General features: G+C 64.4%; 15 protein-coding genes. 5 read left to right on the top strand and 10 right to left on the bottom strand.

Going from position 1 to position 18,966, the window contains the following annotated elements; genetic code table 11:
- Positions 1-113: 113 nt before the first annotated feature.
- A complete protein-coding gene (locus tag BTW07_RS11685) occupies positions 114-956 on the bottom strand; it encodes a fumarylacetoacetate hydrolase family protein (RefSeq protein ID WP_075570346.1) in 843 nt (280 codons plus the stop codon).
- Positions 957-1,032: 76 nt separating this feature from the next.
- Positions 1,033-1,773: an SDR family oxidoreductase gene (locus BTW07_RS11680; protein WP_075570345.1), complete on the bottom strand. Its 741-nt coding sequence runs from the start codon at positions 1,771-1,773 to the stop codon at positions 1,033-1,035.
- A gap of 220 nt (positions 1,774-1,993) precedes the next feature.
- On the opposite strand from BTW07_RS11680, the gene BTW07_RS11675 reads away from it, so the two are divergent.
- Entirely contained in the window at positions 1,994-2,749 is a 756-nt protein-coding gene (locus BTW07_RS11675; RefSeq protein ID WP_075570344.1) for a FadR/GntR family transcriptional regulator, read from the top strand.
- Positions 2,750-2,822: 73 nt separating this feature from the next.
- On the opposite strand, the gene BTW07_RS11670 is transcribed toward BTW07_RS11675, so the two are convergent.
- Both BTW07_RS11670 and BTW07_RS11665 read right to left on the bottom strand, forming a co-directional pair.
- Positions 2,823-4,010, bottom strand: a complete 1,188-nt coding sequence (locus BTW07_RS11670) for an amino acid permease (protein ID WP_075570343.1) — start codon at positions 4,008-4,010, stop codon at positions 2,823-2,825.
- Between the two features lie 55 nt (positions 4,011-4,065).
- Positions 4,066-5,376: an aspartate aminotransferase family protein gene (locus BTW07_RS11665; RefSeq protein ID WP_075570342.1), complete on the bottom strand. Its 1,311-nt coding sequence runs from the start codon at positions 5,374-5,376 to the stop codon at positions 4,066-4,068.
- Positions 5,377-5,635: 259 nt separating this feature from the next.
- On the opposite strand from BTW07_RS11665, the gene BTW07_RS11660 reads away from it, so the two are divergent.
- Both BTW07_RS11660 and qhpR read left to right on the top strand, forming a co-directional pair.
- Positions 5,636-6,679: a phosphotransferase enzyme family protein gene (locus tag BTW07_RS11660; RefSeq protein ID WP_075570341.1), complete on the top strand. Its 1,044-nt coding sequence runs from the start codon at positions 5,636-5,638 to the stop codon at positions 6,677-6,679.
- A 186-nt stretch (positions 6,680-6,865) separates the two neighbouring features.
- Positions 6,866-7,927 carry an AraC-like transcriptional regulator QhpR gene (gene qhpR, locus BTW07_RS11655; protein ID WP_075570340.1) on the top strand — a complete coding sequence of 354 codons (1,062 nt, stop codon included), beginning with the start codon at positions 6,866-6,868 and terminating at the stop codon, positions 7,925-7,927.
- A gap of 185 nt (positions 7,928-8,112) precedes the next feature.
- On the opposite strand, the gene BTW07_RS11650 is transcribed toward qhpR, so the two are convergent.
- Both BTW07_RS11650 and argE read right to left on the bottom strand, forming a co-directional pair.
- Positions 8,113-8,505: a gamma-glutamylcyclotransferase family protein gene (locus BTW07_RS11650; protein ID WP_075570339.1), complete on the bottom strand. Its 393-nt coding sequence runs from the start codon at positions 8,503-8,505 to the stop codon at positions 8,113-8,115.
- A gap of 88 nt (positions 8,506-8,593) precedes the next feature.
- Positions 8,594-9,754, bottom strand: coding sequence for an acetylornithine deacetylase (gene argE / locus BTW07_RS11645; protein WP_075570338.1), 1,161 nt, complete (start codon positions 9,752-9,754; stop codon positions 8,594-8,596).
- A 253-nt stretch (positions 9,755-10,007) separates the two neighbouring features.
- Between argE and wrbA the strand changes: the two genes are divergently transcribed.
- Positions 10,008-10,613, top strand: coding sequence for an NAD(P)H:quinone oxidoreductase (wrbA, locus tag BTW07_RS11640; protein WP_075570337.1), 606 nt, complete (start codon positions 10,008-10,010; stop codon positions 10,611-10,613).
- A gap of 150 nt (positions 10,614-10,763) precedes the next feature.
- On the opposite strand, the gene BTW07_RS11635 is transcribed toward wrbA, so the two are convergent.
- Positions 10,764-12,170 carry a sugar porter family MFS transporter gene (locus BTW07_RS11635; protein ID WP_208605403.1) on the bottom strand — a complete coding sequence of 469 codons (1,407 nt, stop codon included), beginning with the start codon at positions 12,168-12,170 and terminating at the stop codon, positions 10,764-10,766.
- A gap of 42 nt (positions 12,171-12,212) precedes the next feature.
- Positions 12,213-12,947 (bottom strand): D-xylose 1-dehydrogenase, encoded by a 735-nt coding sequence (gene xylB, locus BTW07_RS11630; RefSeq protein WP_075570336.1) that lies wholly within the window; start codon positions 12,945-12,947, stop codon positions 12,213-12,215.
- A gap of 189 nt (positions 12,948-13,136) precedes the next feature.
- Between xylB and BTW07_RS11625 the strand changes: the two genes are divergently transcribed.
- Entirely contained in the window at positions 13,137-14,327 is a 1,191-nt protein-coding gene (locus BTW07_RS11625; RefSeq protein WP_075570335.1) for an ROK family transcriptional regulator, read from the top strand.
- Positions 14,328-14,360: 33 nt separating this feature from the next.
- Here the strand turns inward: BTW07_RS11625 and BTW07_RS11620 are convergent, their stop codons facing one another.
- Positions 14,361-17,669, bottom strand: a complete 3,309-nt coding sequence (locus BTW07_RS11620) for an AAA family ATPase (protein ID WP_075570334.1) — start codon at positions 17,667-17,669, stop codon at positions 14,361-14,363.
- Positions 17,666-18,913, bottom strand: a complete 1,248-nt coding sequence (locus BTW07_RS11615; protein WP_075570333.1) for an exonuclease SbcCD subunit D C-terminal domain-containing protein — start codon at positions 18,911-18,913, stop codon at positions 17,666-17,668. The genes BTW07_RS11620 and BTW07_RS11615 overlap by 4 nt, the downstream gene beginning before the upstream one ends.
- Positions 18,914-18,966 lie beyond the last annotated feature (53 nt).

Here is an 18,966-nt window from a genome sequence, read left to right as displayed (position 1 = left end):
ATACGCTCCAGAGAATGGCGATATCGAAAGTGGATCTACAGGCCCAATGGTCAGGCCAATTTTGTCGCACCACCCCCGTCCGACACGGTCGGCAGCGGGTGGTGTGCTGTCCGTCAGCTCTCGATACAGCGCTGCTGCTGTTCCCCAAGACCGTCGATCCCCAGACGCATTACCTGGCCCGGCTTGAGGAAGACTTTCGGGTTTTGACCCATGCCGACGCCCGGCGGTGTGCCGGTGGAGATCACGTCGCCCGGCTGCAGGCTCATGAACTGGCTGAGATAAGCGACCAGGTGAGGGACCTGAAAAACCATGGTCCGGGTCGAACCGTCCTGATAGCGCTTGCCATCGACCTCGAGCCACATGTCCAGATTCTGGGGGTCGGCGATTTCGTCGCGAGTGACCAGCCACGGGCCAAGCGGACCGAAGGTGTCGCAGCCCTTGCCCTTGTCCCAGGTGCCGGAGCGCTCGAGCTGGTACTCGCGCTCGGAGACGTCGTTGACCACGCAGAAGCCGGCGACGTGACTCATGGCATCGGCTTCGTCGATGTAGCGGCCGCCCTTGCCGATGATCACACCCAGTTCCACCTCCCAGTCGGTCTTCTTGGAACCGCGAGGAATCTCCACATCGTCGTTGGGGCCACAGATGGCACTGGTCCACTTGTTGAAGATCACCGGCTCGGCGGGCACTTCGGCACCGGTTTCGGCGGCATGATCGGAATAATTGAGCCCGATGCAGATGAACTTGCCGACGCGGCCGACGCAGGGGCCAAGCCGCGTATCGGCCGGGACTTGCGGCAGGCTGGCGATATCGATCTTCGCCAGCGCGGCGAGGCCGGCATCGGATAGCGTCTCGCCGGCAATGTCATCGATCTGGCCGGAGAGATCACGAACAACCCCATTGGCATCGACGATGCCGGGCTTTTCCTGGCCCTTGGGGCCGTGGCGTAGCAATTTCATGCGATTTCCTTTTCTGTATCTATTAGCAAAGTGAGTCCAGTTTCGAGCTACGAGCTACGAGAACCCGGTAGGGCGATCAATTGGACCAGCCGCCATCGATCATCTGCACCGTGCCGGTTATGAACGAGGCTTCGTCGCTGGCCAGATGCGTCGCCAGCGCGGCGATCTCTTCGACCTTGCCCAGGCGGCCCATGGGTTGGCGGGCGATGAATTCGGCGAAGACCTCGTCGGTCGTGCGGCCCTGCTGGCGAGCCTGCTCGGCGACGCGCTCGCGCAGCGAAGGGGAGTCGACCGTGCCCGGGCAGATCGCGTTGCAGCGAATGCCGCGAGTCATGTAGTCGGCGGCGACGGATTTGGTCAGTCCGACCACGGCCGCCTTGGTGGTGCCGTAGGCGAAGCGATTGACCACGCCCTTGGCACTGGAGGCGAGCGAGGACATGTTGATGATGCTGCCGCCGCCGTTCTCGAGCATCGCTGGCAGCGCGGCGCGAATGGTGTAGAACATCGAGTCGACGTTGAGTCGCAGGGCGAACGACCACTGGGCATCGTCGCATTCGAGAATCGAGCCGCTAGGCACCGTTCCCGCGCAGTTGAACAGCACGTCCAGCGGCGGCAACGACTCGATCAGCGTTTGCACGGCTTGCCTATCGGTGACGTCGAGCGGATGGCATTCGGCACCGTCCAGTCCTTCCAGTTTGGTCGCGTCGATGTCGGTGGCAATCACGCGGGCGCCTTCGGCCAGAAAGCGCTCGACGGTGGCGCGGCCAATGCCCTGACCGGCGGCGGTAATCAAGGCAGTTTTATTGACGAGTCGCATGACCGGTGGCTCCTGAAGGCGATTGTGATTCTGGTTTTTTGCTTCTCAAGACAGGGTTGGTTCTAATGTCTAAAGGCCTGACCTTTGGTCCGAGTATTATCCTTTGTGGAAACGGCCCGCAAATCGCCAAACGTCTAATAGCCGCGGCCAGGCCGGTGAAAACGTTTGAATTTGCGACCAATGTCTAATACGTCATGTACCTGAAACCGGAGATCGATGGATGCCGATCCAGACCATTCGCGCGCAGCGGCTCTATCGCCAGATCGCGGATCAACTGCTGGTGCTCATCCAGCAGGGAGAATTCCCCCCCGGCAGCCTGCTTCCGCCGGAACGGGATTTGGCGCAGCAGTTGGGGGTGAGCCGAGCCTCAGTGCGAGAAGCCTTGATCGCGTTGGAGGTGGTCGGTCAGGTCGAGGTCCGGGTCGGCCACGGCGTGCTGGTACTGGAACGAGACGAAGAGGTGGGAAGCTCGGTCATGAGTGCGGCGCGGCGTCAGGAAGGATGGGCGCTGGACCCCGAGTTCGCCAGCGAGATCGAACTCGACCTGGACCAGGAGATTCCGCCGTTTTCGTTGCTCCAGGCAAGGCGCTACCTGGAACCCGAGACGGCGGCGCTGGCCGCAATCAACGCGAGCGATGAGGATCTCGCCGCGATGCGCGCTGCCTACGCGCGCAACGTCGAGGACAACCGCCAAGGGGGCCGCAATCAGGCCGGCGATCGACTGCTGCACATTCGGATTGCCGAGGCGTCGGGCAATGCCGCCTACGCCATGACCATCAAGCATCTGCTCGGCCACCAGTACGGCAAGATGTTTCGTCGTCTTCAGGAGTTGTTCATGGAAACCGACATGCCGCGCCAGTCACAGAACGACCATCAACGCATCCTGGCGGCTATCGAGAGTCGGGACCCCGACGCGGCCAGAAAGGCGATGGAAGTGCACATGGATCACGTCCTGAGAGTGTTCTTCGACGCGTGAAGCGCAGAACGACAGATGCCAGCCAGGCGCCCCGGAGCGCCTCGCCGGCGTCGCGATGGGGATCTCGCGTCGTTCAGGATATCGGATCGAGGGCGTCTTCCGCTTCCCGGCGCTGTGTCCTGGTCAGCGCGAAATAGAGCCCGCCCAGCAGCATCAGGCCGACGAAGAGCAGCGCGATCGTCGGTTTGAACCAGAGCATGGCGACGAGACAGACCAGCGCCATGATTAGTGCGACGAGCGGCACGGCCGGGTAGCCGGGCGCGCGATACCAGCGCTCGAGTTCCGGCTCGATGCGGCGCAGCCGGAACAGGCTTAGCATGCTCATGACATACATCACGATGGCCCCGAACACCGCCATGGTGATCATCGCGGCGGTCAGACTCATGCCCTGCAGGTCGAAGCGCCCGTCGCTGAGAATCGCGGCGACGCCGATGACACCGCCGGCGAGAATCGCCCGGTGGGGCGTCCGGAAGCGGGAGAGCCTGGCCAGGCCGCGCGGCAGGTAGCCGGCGCGGGCCAGGGCGAAGAACTGGCGCGAATAGCCGAGGATGATGCCGCTGACGTAGGCCTTGGGAATGGTGCGGCGAGGGTCACGGGTCTCTTCGGCGGCCATCGCCGCGCCCTCGATGGCGAGGAAGAACCAGATCGCGAACGGGATCGCGGCGAAGATGCCGGAGATGGCCGTCGCGCTGAACGCGTCGCTTCCCGCCCAGCCATTGGCGACGAAGTTCGCCAGACTGAACCCCGGCGCGACCACCCCCATGAACACGAGCAGTTCGATCACCGCCAGCGAGGTGACCAGCAGCTCGAACATCGCCGCCAGCTTCACGCCCAGGATATTGAGCGTCATGAAGATGACGTAGGCGCCGATGGCCGCCAGTTGCGGGTCCAGCGCCGGATACTGGACATTGAGATAGGCGCCGATGGCGAGCGCGATGGCCGGCGGGGCGAACACGAATTCGATCAGCGTGGCCATCCCGGCGATCATGCCGCCGAACTCCCCGAAGGCGCGGCGGCTGAACGCAAAGGGGCCGCCGGCGTGGGGAATGGCGGTGGTCAGCTCGGTGTAGCTGAAGATGAAGCAGCTATACATGGTGGCGATCATGAGCGTTGTCACCAAAAAGCCCAGGGTGCCGGCGACGCCCCAGCCATAGCTCCAGCCGAAGTACTCGCCTGAAATCACCAGCCCGACGGCGATCCCCCATAGTTGTATCGGGCCCAGTGTCGGCTTCAGCATATTTGTTGTTGTCGGCAATGACATGTCGTTCTCCGTCATGAGTGGCTGATAAAGCACTTTTGATGGGGAGCCGGCCCTTTCACAGGCGCGAGAGTACCGTCTCCAGTCCTGTCACCAGCATCCGGCTGTGTTCTGTCTTGAATACTAGCGGCGGGCGAATCTTCAGGATGTTCGAGTGCGGCCCGATGGCGCCGATCAGCACGCCCTCGTCACGCAGGCCGTTGACGATCGAGAGCGCCATCGCGGCATCCGGCTGGCCCTCGGCATCGACGATCTCGACGCTCGCGTAGAGGCCCACGCCACGCACGTTGGCAAGAACGGGATAGCGCATCGCGAGCGCGGCGATCCCGTCGACGATGGCCTTGCCGGCCTGTCGGATCGACGGCAGCAGGTTCTCTTGCTCGATCACTTCCAGAACCGCCAGGCCAACCGCGGCGGAGACGGTGTTGCCGCCAAAGGTGTTGAAGTAGCTCGATTCGCCGCCGAAGCGCTCGAGGATCTGCGGCTTGACCACGGTCGCGGCCATTGGGTGGCCGTTGCCCATCGGTTTGCCCAGTGTCACCAGATCCGGCACCAGGCCGTGGCGCTGGAAGCCCCACATGTGCTCGCCGCTGCGGCCGTAGCCGGGCTGTACCTCGTCGGCGATGTAGAGTCCGTCGGCATCGCGGATCGCCTCGACCGCCTCCTGCAGGAAGCCCGGCGGGTCGAAGAAGCCGCCATCGCTGGTGAAGAAAGTATCGATGAGCAGGGCAGCGGGCTTGATGCCGTGGCGCTGCATGTCGGCGATCGCCGCCCTGACATCGGCGGCGAAGCGCTTGCCGACCGCTGCCGGGTGGGCGGGATCGTGGATCGGCGCCGGGATGGCGCGGGCGTCGCGATCGAGCTTGACGTAAGGGCCCATCGACGCCGAGAGGGCGGCGATCGACTTGGTCATGCCGTGATAGCTGTACTCGGTGACGATCACGCCGGTGCCGCCGGTATAGTCCTCGGCGATACGCAGGGCCAGATCGTTGGCCTCGCTGCCGGTACAGGTGAACATCACCTGGCTGAGTTCGTCCGGCATGGTACCGACCAGCTTCTCGGCGAAATCCAGCACATTGTCGTGCAGGTAGCGAGTGTGGGTGTTGAGCAGCCCCGCCTGGTGGGTCAGTGCCGCCAGCACGTGCGGATGGCAGTGTCCCACCGAGGGCACGTTGTTGTAGACGTCGAGATAGCGCCGACCGTCGGCGTCGAAAACCCACACCCCTTCGCCGCGGACCAGATGCAGCGGGTCCTTGTAGAACAGCTGGTAGGCCGGGCCGAGCAGGCGCCGGCGGCGCTCGATCATCTCCAGTTTCTCCGCGGCGACGATATCGCCGGCGCTGGCGTCGAAGGCGTTGGTCTTGAGCATCGGTCTCTCCTGGGCAGTGATGTCTTGAGCGTCGCACTGGCTCGATGACTCGCATGATGCCTCGGCTGGCTCGATCAGGACTTGACCGCGGAGCATCGCTGGCCGCGTCTTACGGTCAAGCCGGGCCCGTCTGGTGGCTAACTGTTCTCCTGGGTCAAAGGTTCGCCATCCAGGGTCAAGCCGTATCCGTCCGAGCCTCTCATGCTGTGGGCATCGACAACGCCTCGCTCGCAGGCGGATGACTGACAGGAGATCTCCCATGGCTGACTTGGTTTCGCTCTCGACCGTGCCCCAGGCCGATTCCCTCGACGACGACACCCTGATGCGCCTGGCCGTGGCGGCCAGCCAGCGCTATCCCGACGACGTGCGCGGCGAGGTGCGGCTGCTGTGCCGCTCCGAGAACGCCACCTTCGTGATGCAGGGGCCGGCGGGGCGGCGTTATGCGATGCGCCTGCACCGGGGCGGTTACCATCGGCGCGAGGATATCGTCAGCGAGCTGGCCTGGCTGGCCGCGCTGCGTGACGCCGGCTACCAAGTGCCGGAGCCGGTCGCGACCCGCGATGGCGAGACGGTGCTGACGCTGTCTCTGGAGGAGGAGAGCGGTGACGAAGAGGGCCAGCGCCATGCGGTGCTGTTCGGCTGGATCGCCGGAGACATGCCCACCAATGCCGTCGATCCTCAGGCGTTTCGCCGCCTCGGCGGGATCACGGCCCACCTGCATCGCCACAGCCGCCACTGGAAGCGGCCGCCGGGATTCCAGCGCATCGTCTGGAATCACCAGACCATGGTCGGCGAGCGCGGCCACTGGGGACGCTGGCAGGATGCGCCCAACCTGAAGGCTGGCGATCACCCGGTGATCGCGGCGGCGATCGAGCGTATCGGCGCCGAACTGGAAGCCTACGGCCGATCGCCCCGGCGCTATGGACTGATTCATGCCGATCTGCGCCTGACCAACCTGCTCATCGAGGGCAACGCCACCCGTATCATCGATTTCGACGACTGCGGTTTCGGCTGGTATCTGCACGATCTCGCGGCGGCGCTGAGTTTCGAGGAGCATCATCCGCGTGCGGGCCGGTGGGTCGAGGAGTGGCTCGCGGGATATCGCGAGGTCGAACCGCTCGAGCAGGCCGACCTCGCTATCGTGCCGACGATGATCGCCCAGCGACGCATCCAGCTGCTCGCTTGGTCGGGGTCCCATGCTCAGACCCGGCAGGCCGCGGATCTCGGTCCAGACTGGGCAGACCACTCGGTTCGATTGGTGAGGCGCTATCTGGAGGGCAATCTGCCGGTCGGTGCCGAATGATCCGAACGGGTGCAGCCGGCATGCAGCCTGCCCCATGGGCGAGCGACCGGGCACGGCCTTTCCGAAGCGAACCCGTCACGTTGCCGTCCTTGAAGGCGACGTTGGCAGGGCGCGCCGGGCCCTGCCCGGCAGTTGGTATGAAACTTGCTGATCAACAACGACAATCGCTCCAGCAGGTAAAGGTTCATGGATCTATCGCGATTCTCGCTTGAGCCCGGGGCCATCGTGGGTGCGGGAGCCGGCAACCGTGGCGTGCTGTCGGCGGCGGCCAGCGGGCTCTGCGATTTCATCGCTCGTCACGGTGGCGACGCCGACCGGATTCTCGGTATCAGTGGCGTCGACCCCGAGTTGCTGGTCCAGCCGACGCTCAGCCTGAGCCTCGACAACTACTGTCGGGTGATGGAGACCGCCGCGCGGGACTCCCGGTGCGACAACTTCGGCCTCTACTACGGTCAGCAGTTCAAGCCGCAGGCGCTGGGACTGATCGGCTATATCGGGCTCTGCTCCTCGACGCTCGAATCCGCCCTGCACAACTGGGTGAGCGCCTTTCCCTACCATCAGCATGACACCTTGATCCGCTTGGTGGATGTCGACGACTGCTGGCGGCTCGACTACCAGGTGCGCCATGGTCGAATCCTGTGTCGGCGCCAGGATGCCGAACTGACCATGGGCATGGCGCTCAATCTGATCCGTTACGCTGCCGGGGCGAACTGGGCCCCGCGGGCGGTCATGTTCGAACACCCGCGCCCGGAGCAGTGGCACGACCACTGCAAGTCATTCGATGCCCAGGTCTATTTCGATCAACCGCTCAATTCGATGCTGATCCCCAAGCGCGACCTGACTCGGTCGATGCCCGATAGCGATCCGTTGCTGCTGGGCGTGATCGTCGACGCAATTCGTCGCCTCGATGGACAGAGAACGCCGCAGGGGCTGGTCGATCGGGTGCGGGACCAGATTCGCCAGTTGCTCTCGATAGGGGAACCGACGCTGGAAGGCACGGCCCACCGTCTCGACCTGTCGAGCTGGTCGCTGCAGCGGCGTCTCAACCGCGAGGGCGTCAGCTTCAGTGGATTGCTGGACGCCGTGCGCCGGGAAATGGCCGATCACTACCTTTGTCAGCCACACCTGTCGATTTCGGAGATAGCGCTACTGCTGGGTTTTTCCGAGGCGAGCGCGTTTTCGAGAGCGTTCCGACGTTGGCATGGTGCAAGCCCACGACAGTGGCGAAGCCGGAAGCGCAACCAGTAAGCTCTGTCTGAACAATCGGCGAGCGATGGCAAGACCGGGGCGCGTAGCTACGGCAAAAATTGACGAAAAAGCGGAGTTTACGAGGTGTAAATGAGCATTTTGATCGGGCTGGCGCACCAGTCAATTTTTAACGCCGGATGGGCGAGCGCAGGCATTTTTCAGACAGAGCGTAGCACCAGCGTCCGTCACGCCCCCGCCGGCCAGCCGCCCTCACGAATCACCGGGCAGCCCGCCACGTCCCGGTTGTAGAGATAGAGCCAGGCAAGGCCATGAGCGGTCGTATAGATCGCGCGATCGTAGTCACCGGCGGTCGGCTGCGCCACGCGGTAATCCTCCAGCCGGTCCAGACCTTCCAGGCAGTCAGCGTCGACGCGGAACACTTCGATTTCCACACCGCGTGAGGTTTCGGCCCGGGCTCCCGGATAGGGACCAAGATCGTAGAGCGTGACGCTGGTGAGGATGTCTTCGCCGACGAATTCGGCGCCGTCGAGCCAGTGATGATTGCGAAGGCCACGCTTCAAGGTTCCGTAGACAGCGACCAGCGGGGTTCGGCGAATGGCGAGAGCCGGTATGGGCATGATTCAGGATTTCCGGTGACGGAGGTGGCGTTGACGGAGGTGGCGTTGACGGAGAGCGCACTGATGGTGAGAGCGTTGACGTCGATGGTTACCTGGCCAGTCGCTCCCCCAGTCGTCGCATAAAGCGGTCCCCGGCTTCGAGCTGGCCGATCTCGATGTACTCGTCTGGCTGATGCGCCTGCTCGATGCTGCCCGGGCCGCAGACGATGGTCGGCAGGCCGACGCGCTGGAACTGGCCGCCCTCGGTGGCGTAGGCAACACCGCCGGTCTCGACACCGGGGACGTCGAGCAGTTCGCGACAGAGAGCCAGAGCCGGCGCGTTGTCACGATCGGCAAGCGCCGGCACGGTATCGATCAGCTGCTCGGTGACGATGCACATCTCCGGTGCCCGCCGTTGCAGCTCGGCTTCGAGTGTCCTGGCGTAGCGCTCGAAGCGCGCGAACACGGCATCGAAGCCGTCACTGGGCAGGTGACGAATCTCCCAGTCGAACTGGCAGTGGCGCGCCATGATATTGATTGCGGTACCGCCTTCGATCAGACCGACGTGCAGGCTCGAGTGCTGCACGTTGAAGACATGCTCCAACGCGCCCTCGTCGACCAGCTCCTGCATGATCGCCTCGATTCGCGTCACCAGTTTGGCCGCGACGTGAATCGCCGAGACGCCTTGATGGATCTGGCTGGAGTGCGACTCCTTGCCGGTCACCTTGGTGCGCATCGTGGTGATCCCTTTCTGCGCGACCACCGGCTGCATCGAGGTGGGTTCGCCGATAAAGACGGCGCCGGGTAGTGGCTCGTCGGCCATCAGCCGCTCGATCATCAACGGCGCGCCGAGACAGCCGATCTCCTCATCGAACGAAAAGGCGAGGTAGATCGGTCGCTCGAGGTCCAGTGCCTGCCACTCGGGAACCCGCGCCAGGGCGCAGGCGAGAAACCCCTTCATGTCGCAGCTTCCACGACCGTACAGACGGCCGTCGCCCTTGTCGGTCAGGGTGAACGGATCGCTGCTCCATGGCTGGCCGTCGACCGGCACCACGTCGGTATGACCGGAGAGCACCACGCCGCCTTCGACGGCCGGGCCGATACGAGCCAGCAGATTGGCCTTGTCGCCATCGGCATTGGTCAGGCGCTGGGCCGGGACGCCGTGCGAGGCCAGATAACGCTCGACGAAATCGATCAGCTCGAGATTGGAATGGCGGGAGACGGTGTCGAAGCCGATCAGGCGGGTCAGCAGCTCGCGGGAAGTCGTCATCACTGGCTCCGATCCATCAGCGTGGATCCTGTTCGGTGAGTGAGCCGACAGAATAGCGGCTAAGCCTTCGTGGCAACAAATTGCCGGCCTGGCTGGTGTCCGGATGTTGCAGCCTGCTTGGACGGAAGCATTCGATCCTTTCGCGTCTTCCGGCTCAAAAAATGCAGTGTCGTGTCCATGGCGTTGAAACATCGGGCGGGCTAGCCTGAAAGGCGTTTCGTGTTGAAACCTGTCTCCCCCAAGGAGTATTTCCATGAGCAAAGTGCTGGTGTTGTATTACTCGAGCTACGGTCACATCGAGACCATGGCCAAGGCGGTCGCGGAGGGCGCCGAGGGCGTCGACGGTACGCAGGTCGATATCCGCCGAGTGCCGGAGCTGGTGCCGGAATCGGTGGCGGTGAAATCCGGTTACAAGACCGACCAGGTCGCGCCGCTGATCGAGGGGCCGGAGGCGCTGGAGAACTACGATGCCATCATCGTCGGCACACCGACCCGTTTCGGCAACATGGCCTCCCAGATGCGCAACTTCTGGGACATGACCGGCGGCCCGTGGGCGCAGGGCAAGTTGATCGGCAAGATCGGCAGCGCGTTTGCCTCGACGGCGACCCAGCACGGCGGTCAGGAAACCACGCTGACCTCGATCCACACCACTTTGCTGCATCACGGCATGGTGATCGTCGGTGTGCCGTACAGCTGCCCGGAGCTCTCCAACATGAACGAGATCACCGGCGGTACGCCCTACGGGGCGACGACGCTTGCCAATGCCGACGGTAGCCGCACGCCAAGCGGAAACGAACTGGCGATCGCGCGTTTTCAGGGCAGGCACGTGGCCGAACTGGCGGCGAAACTGGCTGGCTGATCTCACCGAACGGATTTGCCGCAATGCCCATCGGCCAGGATCGGCCAGGATCAGTAAGGGCAACGAACGAGGCCCGCGCCATCTGGCGCGGGCCTCGTTCGTTGCGTACCACGGTACTGCGTGGCGTTCGGCCCCCTGTTGGCTGAGCACTTACTCGTAAACCATCTCCTCGAGCTCCTGACCGTTGGTCTCCCGTACGAAGCGGGCAACGAAGAAGACCGAGATCAGCGCACAGATGGCGTAGAAACCGTAGGCGCCGGTAAGACCGATCGAGGCCAGCATGATCGGGAAGGTCATGGTAATGGCGAAGTTGGCGACCCACTGGAACAGGCCGGCGACGGCGAGCCCCGAACCGCGGACCTGATTGGGGAACATTTCGCCGAGCATGACCCACATCACCGGACCCCAGGAGACATTGAAGAAGAAGACGTAGACGTTGGCCGCGATCAGCGCGAGAACCCCGTTGGCGGAGGAAAGCGCCAGACGGCCATCGACGATGTCAGCGGTCGAGAAAGCGTAGACCAGCATCGCCAGGGTAATCGTCATGCCTACCGAACCGGCCCACAGCAGAGGCTTGCGACCGATGCGGTCGATCAGGCCGATCGTCACCAGGCAGGCGGCGATGCTGACCGCGCCACTGATGACGTTGATCATCAGCGCATCGTTCTCGGAGAAGCCGATCGCCTGCCACAGCACGGCACCGTAGTAGAACACCACGTTGATACCGACCAGCTGCTGGAACACGGCCAGGCCGATCCCGATCCAGACCAGCTTCAGCAACTTGCCGGTGGCGGGGTTGATCAGATCCGAGAGGCGCGGCTTGTGGCGGTTGGAGAGCGATGCGTGAATGTCCTCCAGACGCTTGCGGGTTCCGGCTTCGTCATAGACCAGACGCAGCACCCGCTCGGCCTTGGCATCTTGGCCGGCACTGACCAGAAAGCGCGGGCTTTCCGGAATGAACATCAGTGCGACGAGAAAGATCCCGGCAGGAATCAGCTCCATCCAGAACATGCAGCGCCAGGCTTCGAAACCGAACCACAGCGGGGCCGTCGAGCCACCGGCAACATTGGCCAGAGCGTAGTTGTTGAGGAACGAGAAGAATAGCCCGCCGATGATCGCTACCTGCTGGATGGTCGCCAGTCGACCGCGCAGATGAGAGGGGGCGATCTCGCTGATATAGGCCGGGGACATGACACTGGCCGCGCCCACCGCCAGGCCGCCCAGCACGCGATAGATCACGAATTCGAGCGAACTGCCGGCAATGCCGGAGCCCCAGGCGCTGATGATGAAGAACACCGCAGCGGCCAGCAACAGCGTGCGTCGACCGAATTTGTCCGCCAGCCGGCCGGCGAAGAAGGCGCCTACCGCGCAGCCCAACAGCATCGAAGCGACGTTGAAACCGGTGCCGACGCTTTCCGACTGAAAGGCCTGCTGAAGGCCGTCGACGGTGCCGTTGATGACACCGCTATCGAAGCCGAATAGAAAGCCGCCGATGGCGGCGACGCAGCAGATGAGCAGAACCACGAAGGGATGTTGTGAAGTACTTGATATTGGCATTGTTGAACTCCGATGGCGTGTCGACGAGGGTCCTGAGGCGGCTCACAGCCAGCCGGCATCGACCCAGTAGTTATGAGCGGTACAGGCGGCTGCCGCGTCCGAGGCAAGAAAAAGCACCATGCCCGCCACATGGTGAGGATGAATGCGCACCTTGAGCTTCTGTTCGGCGACGATCTGCGCCTCGTCTCCGGCGCTGTACCAGCGCGACTGGCGGGGCGTCTTGACGTTCCCGGGGATCACGCAATTGACGCGGATCCCGTCGCTGCCAAGCTCGCTCGCCAGCGCCCGGGTCAGCCCCTCGATCCCCGCCTTGGCGGTTTCGTACAGGACCATGCCGGGCTGGCCGAGATGCCAGCTGATCGACCCGAGGTTGATGATCACGCCCTCGCCTCGACGGCGCATGGCTGGGGCGGCCTCGCGAGCGGCCAGCACCAGATGGCGCAGATTGACGGCCATCCGGTTCTCCCAGTACGCCGGGGTGACATCCTCGAGCCGGTGGCGGTCGTCGTTCGCGGCGTTGTTGACCAGCACATCGATGTCGCCGACCGCGCCAAGCGTCGCGATCAACGCCTCGGCGTCGGTGAGATCGCAGTGATGAAAGTGCACGTTGTCTCCCAGCTCTTCGGCCAGGGCGGTGGCGCCATCGAGGATGTCGAGAAAATGCACTTCCGCGCCCTGCTCGGCGAAAGCGCGAACCAGACCCTCGCCAATTCCGGAACCGCCGCCGGTAACGACGACACGCTTGCGCTCTAGACTGGGGTATATGGCTAGTGGCATGACGACTCCCGATAATTAGTAAAATGTATTAACTAAATAATGGGCGAAGCATGCGCGGTTGTTGAGCAGGCCGCTATTGGTCATTGGTGTTAAGACTTAGGTCGCGCGATCTTGGTGCTTTCCGGTCGCTGGCGTCGGGCTTTGGTATAGTCGCGACACCCGCTGCCACTCGAGGTTGCCATCGCCGCTATGCCCAACGCCTTCACGCCGCAGACGTCCGGCGATCTCAACTATCTGAAAAGTCTCAATCGCAGCACGATTCTGAGCACGGTACGGCGCAGTCCGGGTCTATCCCGTGCGGATATCGCGCTCGAGACGGGCCTGACCAAGGCCACGGTAGGCAGTGTGGTGCAGGCGCTCGTCGAGCGGGGTTGGCTGCGTGAAGGAGAGTTGCATGCGCGCGGCGGCGGGCGACCGGGCCGGGCGCTTTATCTGGATGGTGACCGCCATTACATGCTGGGCGCCGAAGTCGGGGTCAAGGGGCTGCGGCTGGTTGCCTGCAATCTCGTCGGGGAGATTCTGGCAAGCTGCCATCGGGAAGAACCACCGACCGATCCCCAAACCACAGCGGCCCGGCTGGCGGGGCTGCTGAACCGGTTGCGCCAGGCCCCAGCCATCGTCGAGCGTCACTGTCTCGGGCTAGGAGTCGCGGTGCCCGGCCCCGTTTCGCCCAGCGCGCCGATCCTCAGCCTGGCGCCCAACCTGGGTTGGGTCGACGTCGATTTCCTGGCGTTGCTGCGAGCCGAACCCGATCTGCCGGACGGGCTGTGGCTACTGGACAACGAGGCAAATGCCGCCGCCTTCGGCGAGTTCTATTTCTTCGAGGGCGTGCCGCCGGAGTCGATCGCCTACATCAGCGCCGGCAGCGGTATCGGTTGTGGTGTGGTCAGTGGCGAACATTTTCCGGTCGTGCCCCGAGGGCATCAGGGCCTGGTCGGGGAGATCGGACATACCGTGATTCAGCCGGGCGGGGCGCTTTGCCATTGCGGCAATCGCGGCTGCGCGGAAACCCTGGTGAGCGGGTGGGCGCTGCGCGAAGCGCTGAACGTCGAGACGGATGCCAGTCTCAGTGCGGCGGTGCAGGCTCGGGCCGACGAGGCGAATGTCCAAGCCTTGATCCAGCGCGCTGGCGAAGCGCTGGGGCTGCTGATGCTCAATCTGCACCACACGCTCAATCCGTCGATGCTGATTCTGGGCGGGTCGCTGATGCGGTTGAAAGGACGCTTGATCGAACCTGCGCTGGCCTACTTCCAGGCGCATCAGAACGATCTGCTGCGACAGTCCCAATCCGTTCCGATCAAGATCATCGAAGACAGCACGTTCACCGCCGCCAGAGGCGCCGCGGCCCAGGTCATGGCCAGGGCCGCGATCGAGGTGTGACCCGGCGAGCGTCGGCGTTGCTGACGCCGGGTATCAGCGGCGCTGAACCACGAGCTGGCTCGCACCGTTGCCGCTGGGTTCGACGCGTATCTGTAGCGGAATCCGCTCGTGCATCTCCTGGACGTGGGAGATCACGCCGACGCGACGCCCCTGCGCCTGCAGGCCATCGAGGGCGTCCATGGCCAGCGCCAGCGACTCGGGATCGAGACTGCCGAATCCCTCGTCGATAAACAGCGATTCGATCGCCAGTTGATGAGAGGCCATCGAGGCCAGACCCAGCGCAAGCGCCAGTGAAACCAGAAACGTCTCGCCGCCGGAGAGCGAGTGGACCGAACGGCGTTCGTCGGCCATGTCGCCATCGATCACCAGAATGCCGAGTTCGCTGCCGCCGCGAGTCAGTCGGTAGCGTGGCGTCAGTGCCCGCAGATGTTGATTGGCGTGGGTCAGCAGATGATCCAGGTTATAGGCTTGGGCGATTCTGCGGAAACGCTTGCCGTCGGCGCTGCCGATCAGCCCGTTGAGCCGCTCCCAGCGATTGACCTCGAGCTGTGCCGCTTCACGTTCCCGGGCACCTTCGCGCTGTGCCTGGCGGCGGCGGTCGTCTTCGCGCAGCTGATGCTGGGCGGCATCGCGGCTCTCCTGGCGATGGTCGCGCTGACGTTCCAGCGCCTGCAGCGTCTCGCGCTGGCGAGTCAGTCGCGCCGACAGCTCGCGCGTACTCGACTCGTCGAGCAGGTCGCCTTCGTCCACGGCCGGGAGCAGCGTGCGGCGCTGCTCGCGTAGCGCCTGCTGGCGTTCGTCGCGCTTGACGGTCGCGGCGGCAAGGTCGCGCTCCTGCTGGGCCAGCGCCTCTCGCCGTCGGCGATGATCCGCCTCGTCGATCGCCAGCAGGGCGTCGACCGTCTGGTTGTCGAGGTCGGGTCGTTCGCGACGCCACGCTTGCCAGGCGCCGTCGAGTTGATCGAATTCCGCCTGGGCGTCTTGCTGGCGCTGCTCGAGATCCGCGAGTCTTTGCGTCAACTGGGCATGACTCTGGGCCAGTGTCTGCCAACGAGCCCGATGCGACTCGTGCGTGGTTTCCGCCTGTTGGCGACGCTGTGCCAGCGCGGACTGCCAGGCCGGGACGGATTGATGGCCGCCGAGTCGGTCCGCCAGTTGCTTGGCGGTGTCGTCCCGCTGTCGCTGCAGTGAAGGCAGCGCGGTCTCGAGCGCTTGCAGGCGCTCCCGGTTGAGGGACTGGCGCTCCTCCAGCTTGCCCAGTTCGAGCGACAGCTGCTGCCATTCGGCTTCCAGCGGTTGCAGAATGCGCTCCGCTTCGTCGAGCGCGGAGAGGCGATCGCTGGCCTGCCGCCACTGCTGCGTCAATTGTTCCCGTCGAGTGTCGAACCAGACGTCGGCCTCGCTGCTGCGACGCAGATCAGATGTCAGCGCATGCGCATCGAGGGTCGCCCTGGCCTGATCGAGCTGGCGTGACAGCGTCTCGAGCTGGCGCTCCCGTTCCAGCAGGCCCTGGCGACAGGCGCGATAGTCGGCGCTGCACTGGTGATAAGTCAGGTGGGCGTTTTCGACCTGCTGTCGCTGGCTTTCGAGCTGTTGCCGTTCCTGTTGTTCGATCGCTTCTATCATGGCGGCACCGGGATGGGCCGGCGGCGCGTATCGGTAGGGGTGGTCCGTCCCTCCGCAAACCGGGCAGGGTTCGTTATCGCCGAGGTGATGACGCAGCTGTGCAACGCTGTCGCTTCGGGCGGCCCTGGCACCTTCGATCTGCTGGCGGATCAGCGCCTCTTCGGATTCCGCGTCCTTGAGCTGCCGTGCGGCTCGTTTGCCCTGCGCTTCCAGATCCTGCAGCCGGTGCCGTTCGGCCTCGAGCTGCTGGCGCGTCTCGATCTGCTCCCGGCGCAGGCGTTCACCCTCGCGCCAGTCCTGCTGCAGGCTCTGCAGCGCCTGGAGATCGCGTTGGGCCAGATCGCGTTGGTGATTGAATTCCGCGCGCAGCTCGTGGGCGCTGCGGCGTTCATCCGTTTCGTCACCGGTTTGCAGCAGATGCTCGAGCGTCGTTCGCTGTTCGCGCAGACGTCTCTCGAGGGGTTGGCGCGCGCTCGTCAGTTGCTGTCGGCGCTGATCGTCGGCCTTGACGGTCTCGGCGAGCTGGCGATGTTCCTGCTGCTGCCGGCCGAGCTGCTGCTGTTGATGCTCGAGATCGGCCGCCAGCCGCCGTGCCTCGTCGAGCAGGGGCTGGGCTTCCTGTTCGTCGTGTCGGGCTTGTTCCTGGGCCTGCTGCGCGGCGCTCAGCTGCGGTTCCAGGGTTTCGCGTTCGCGATCGCAGGCCTCCGACTGGCGACGTTGTTCCGCAAGGGCCTGGCGCTGGGCGGCAAGCGTGTGTTCGAGCGCCTGACGCCGCTGAGCGCGTTCTCGCCACGGCGCCAGCTCGTCGAGCTGCGCGAGTTGCTCGCGTTGCGCCCGATTTTGTTGCCATTGGTGGTCGGCCTGGCGCCAGCCGGCGTCGGCCAGCTGCCAGGCCTGGAGAAGTTGAGCCTCACGTTCGAGTTCGGTGCCTTGAGCGTGATGACGGGTCAGTTCGGCCTGCAGCTCGGCCAGCGCCTGTTCCTCGACTTCGGCCTGCTGCTCATAGGTCGCGCGGATATCGGCATCCACCGGCAGCGCGTCGGCGAGCCGGGTTTCGATGGCCTCCAGCAGGGTCCTGGCCTCTCGAACGCGCTGATAGGCGGCTTTGGAAATCGCGGAGTAGTGCTGGGTATCGGTCAGGCGCTCGAGCAGTTCGCTGCGCTCGTTGTCATCGGCCTTGAGGAAGGCGGCAAACTCGCTCTGGGCCAGCAGCACGGCGCGGGTGAACTGGTCGAACTTCAGCCCCAGACGCTCGGGCAGCAGCTTGTCGAACTCGCGGGTCTGGGCGGTGAGCAGTTGATTGGCATCCAGGTCGGTCAACGACTGTTCGGCTTTCTGCAGGCTGCCGTCGACCCTGTTGCGAGCGCGGCGCACCGACCAGCGAGCGCGGTAGCGACGGCCATCGCGGCCGACGAAATCGACTTCGGCAAATCCGCCGATACAGCCGCGGCGCAGCAGCGTGCGCGCGTCTGCGGTGGTCAGCGTGTCGTCGTTGACGTCGGCGATCTGGGAATCCCGCCGGGGTGCCTGGCGCAGACGCGGCGTGCTGCCAAAGAGCGCCAGACAAAGCGCATCGAGCAGCGTGCTCTTGCCGGCGCCGGTGGGGCCGGTGATGGCGAACAGCCCCTGATCGGCCAGCGGTGAGGCGGTGAAATCGATTTCGTGACGGCCGGCCAGCGAGGCGAGGTTTTCCAGTCGAATGGCAAGGATCTTCATGCGTCGACCTCGCTGTCCTGAACCTGCTGCAGCAGGCTGGCGAAATCCGTCATGACCTCGTCCGGTGGTGCTTCGCCGTAACGGCTTTGCCAGGTGCGGGAGAAAATCTCCTGCGGTGTCAGGCTATCGAGATCGACGGTGGCGCCCGCGTCGTCCAGCGAGCTGGCGTTGGGGTAGCGGCTGTGGATGCGCAGCAAACGCAGTGGCTTACCCGCCATCGCGGCTTCGATGCGGGCGCGCAGATCGGGGCGTGGCGCGTCGAGATCGACCCGGATCTCCAGCCACGGCCAGCGATCCCGGGGAAAATCGGCGTCGACATCGGCGAACTCGGCGTCTGGCTCGAGTTCGCCCAGTGCTTGCTCGATCTCCTCGACGCTGCCCGGGCCCAGCCGTTTCAATGCCACATGACGCGGAATCGGCAACGTCTCGATCTCGCCGAGCGCTTCGCCATCGAGCGTGAATTCGAGCACCTGATGCGGATAGTGACTTTCGCTGAAATCGAGCGGCAGGGGTGAGCCGCTGTAGCGAATACGGGCTTCGCCGACCTGCTGCGGCCGGTGCAGATGGCCGAGCGCGACATAGGCGATCGATGCGGGAAATAGCGTCGCCGGGACGGACTCCTCGCCGCCGATGACGATGGGGCGCTCGCTCGCCTCGGAAACGGCGGCACCCTGGAGATGGGCATGACTCATCGCCACCAGCGCCTGGCCCGGCCCGCGCCGGGCCTCGGCGGCTTCGACCAGTTCGCCATGAACCCGGGCAATTCCCTCGCGATAGTCGTCGACATCGCCACCGGTGACCTCGGCCGGGCGCAGGAAGGGGAGCGCCAGGCACCACGCCTTGAGCGTGCCGTCGGCGTCGTGCAGCGGGACCAGCAGGTGATCGCTGTCGAGCCGGCCATCGTCGAGCCAGTGCACGCGTCCCAGGGCGTGGGTCTTGAGACTTTTCATCAGTGGCGCGGGTAGCTCGATGCGCGAACCGCTGTCGTGATTGCCGGCGATCATCACGATTTCCAGCGTCGGAAGGGCGGCATGGGCGGCAACGATGAAGTCGTAGAGCAGCTCCTGAGCGCGCAGCGACGGATTGACCACATCGAAGATATCACCGGCGATCAACAAGGCATCGGGTTGACGCTCGATCAGCGTCGCCAGAAGCCAGTCGAGAAAGGCGCGATGTTCGACATGGCGGTCCTGACCATGGAAGGACTGGCCCAGATGCCAGTCGGCGGTGTGGAGTAGTTTCACGGCGCGCCCTGTTGCGACAGAAGAGAGTGAAGACAGAAGAGAGTGAATCGGCA

Source organism: Salinicola socius (assembly GCF_001937195.1).
Taxonomy (GTDB): Bacteria; Pseudomonadota; Gammaproteobacteria; order Pseudomonadales; family Halomonadaceae; genus Salinicola; species Salinicola socius.
Note: the sequence above shows the minus strand (reverse complement) of the source record. Positions and strands in the feature narration are given on the sequence as shown.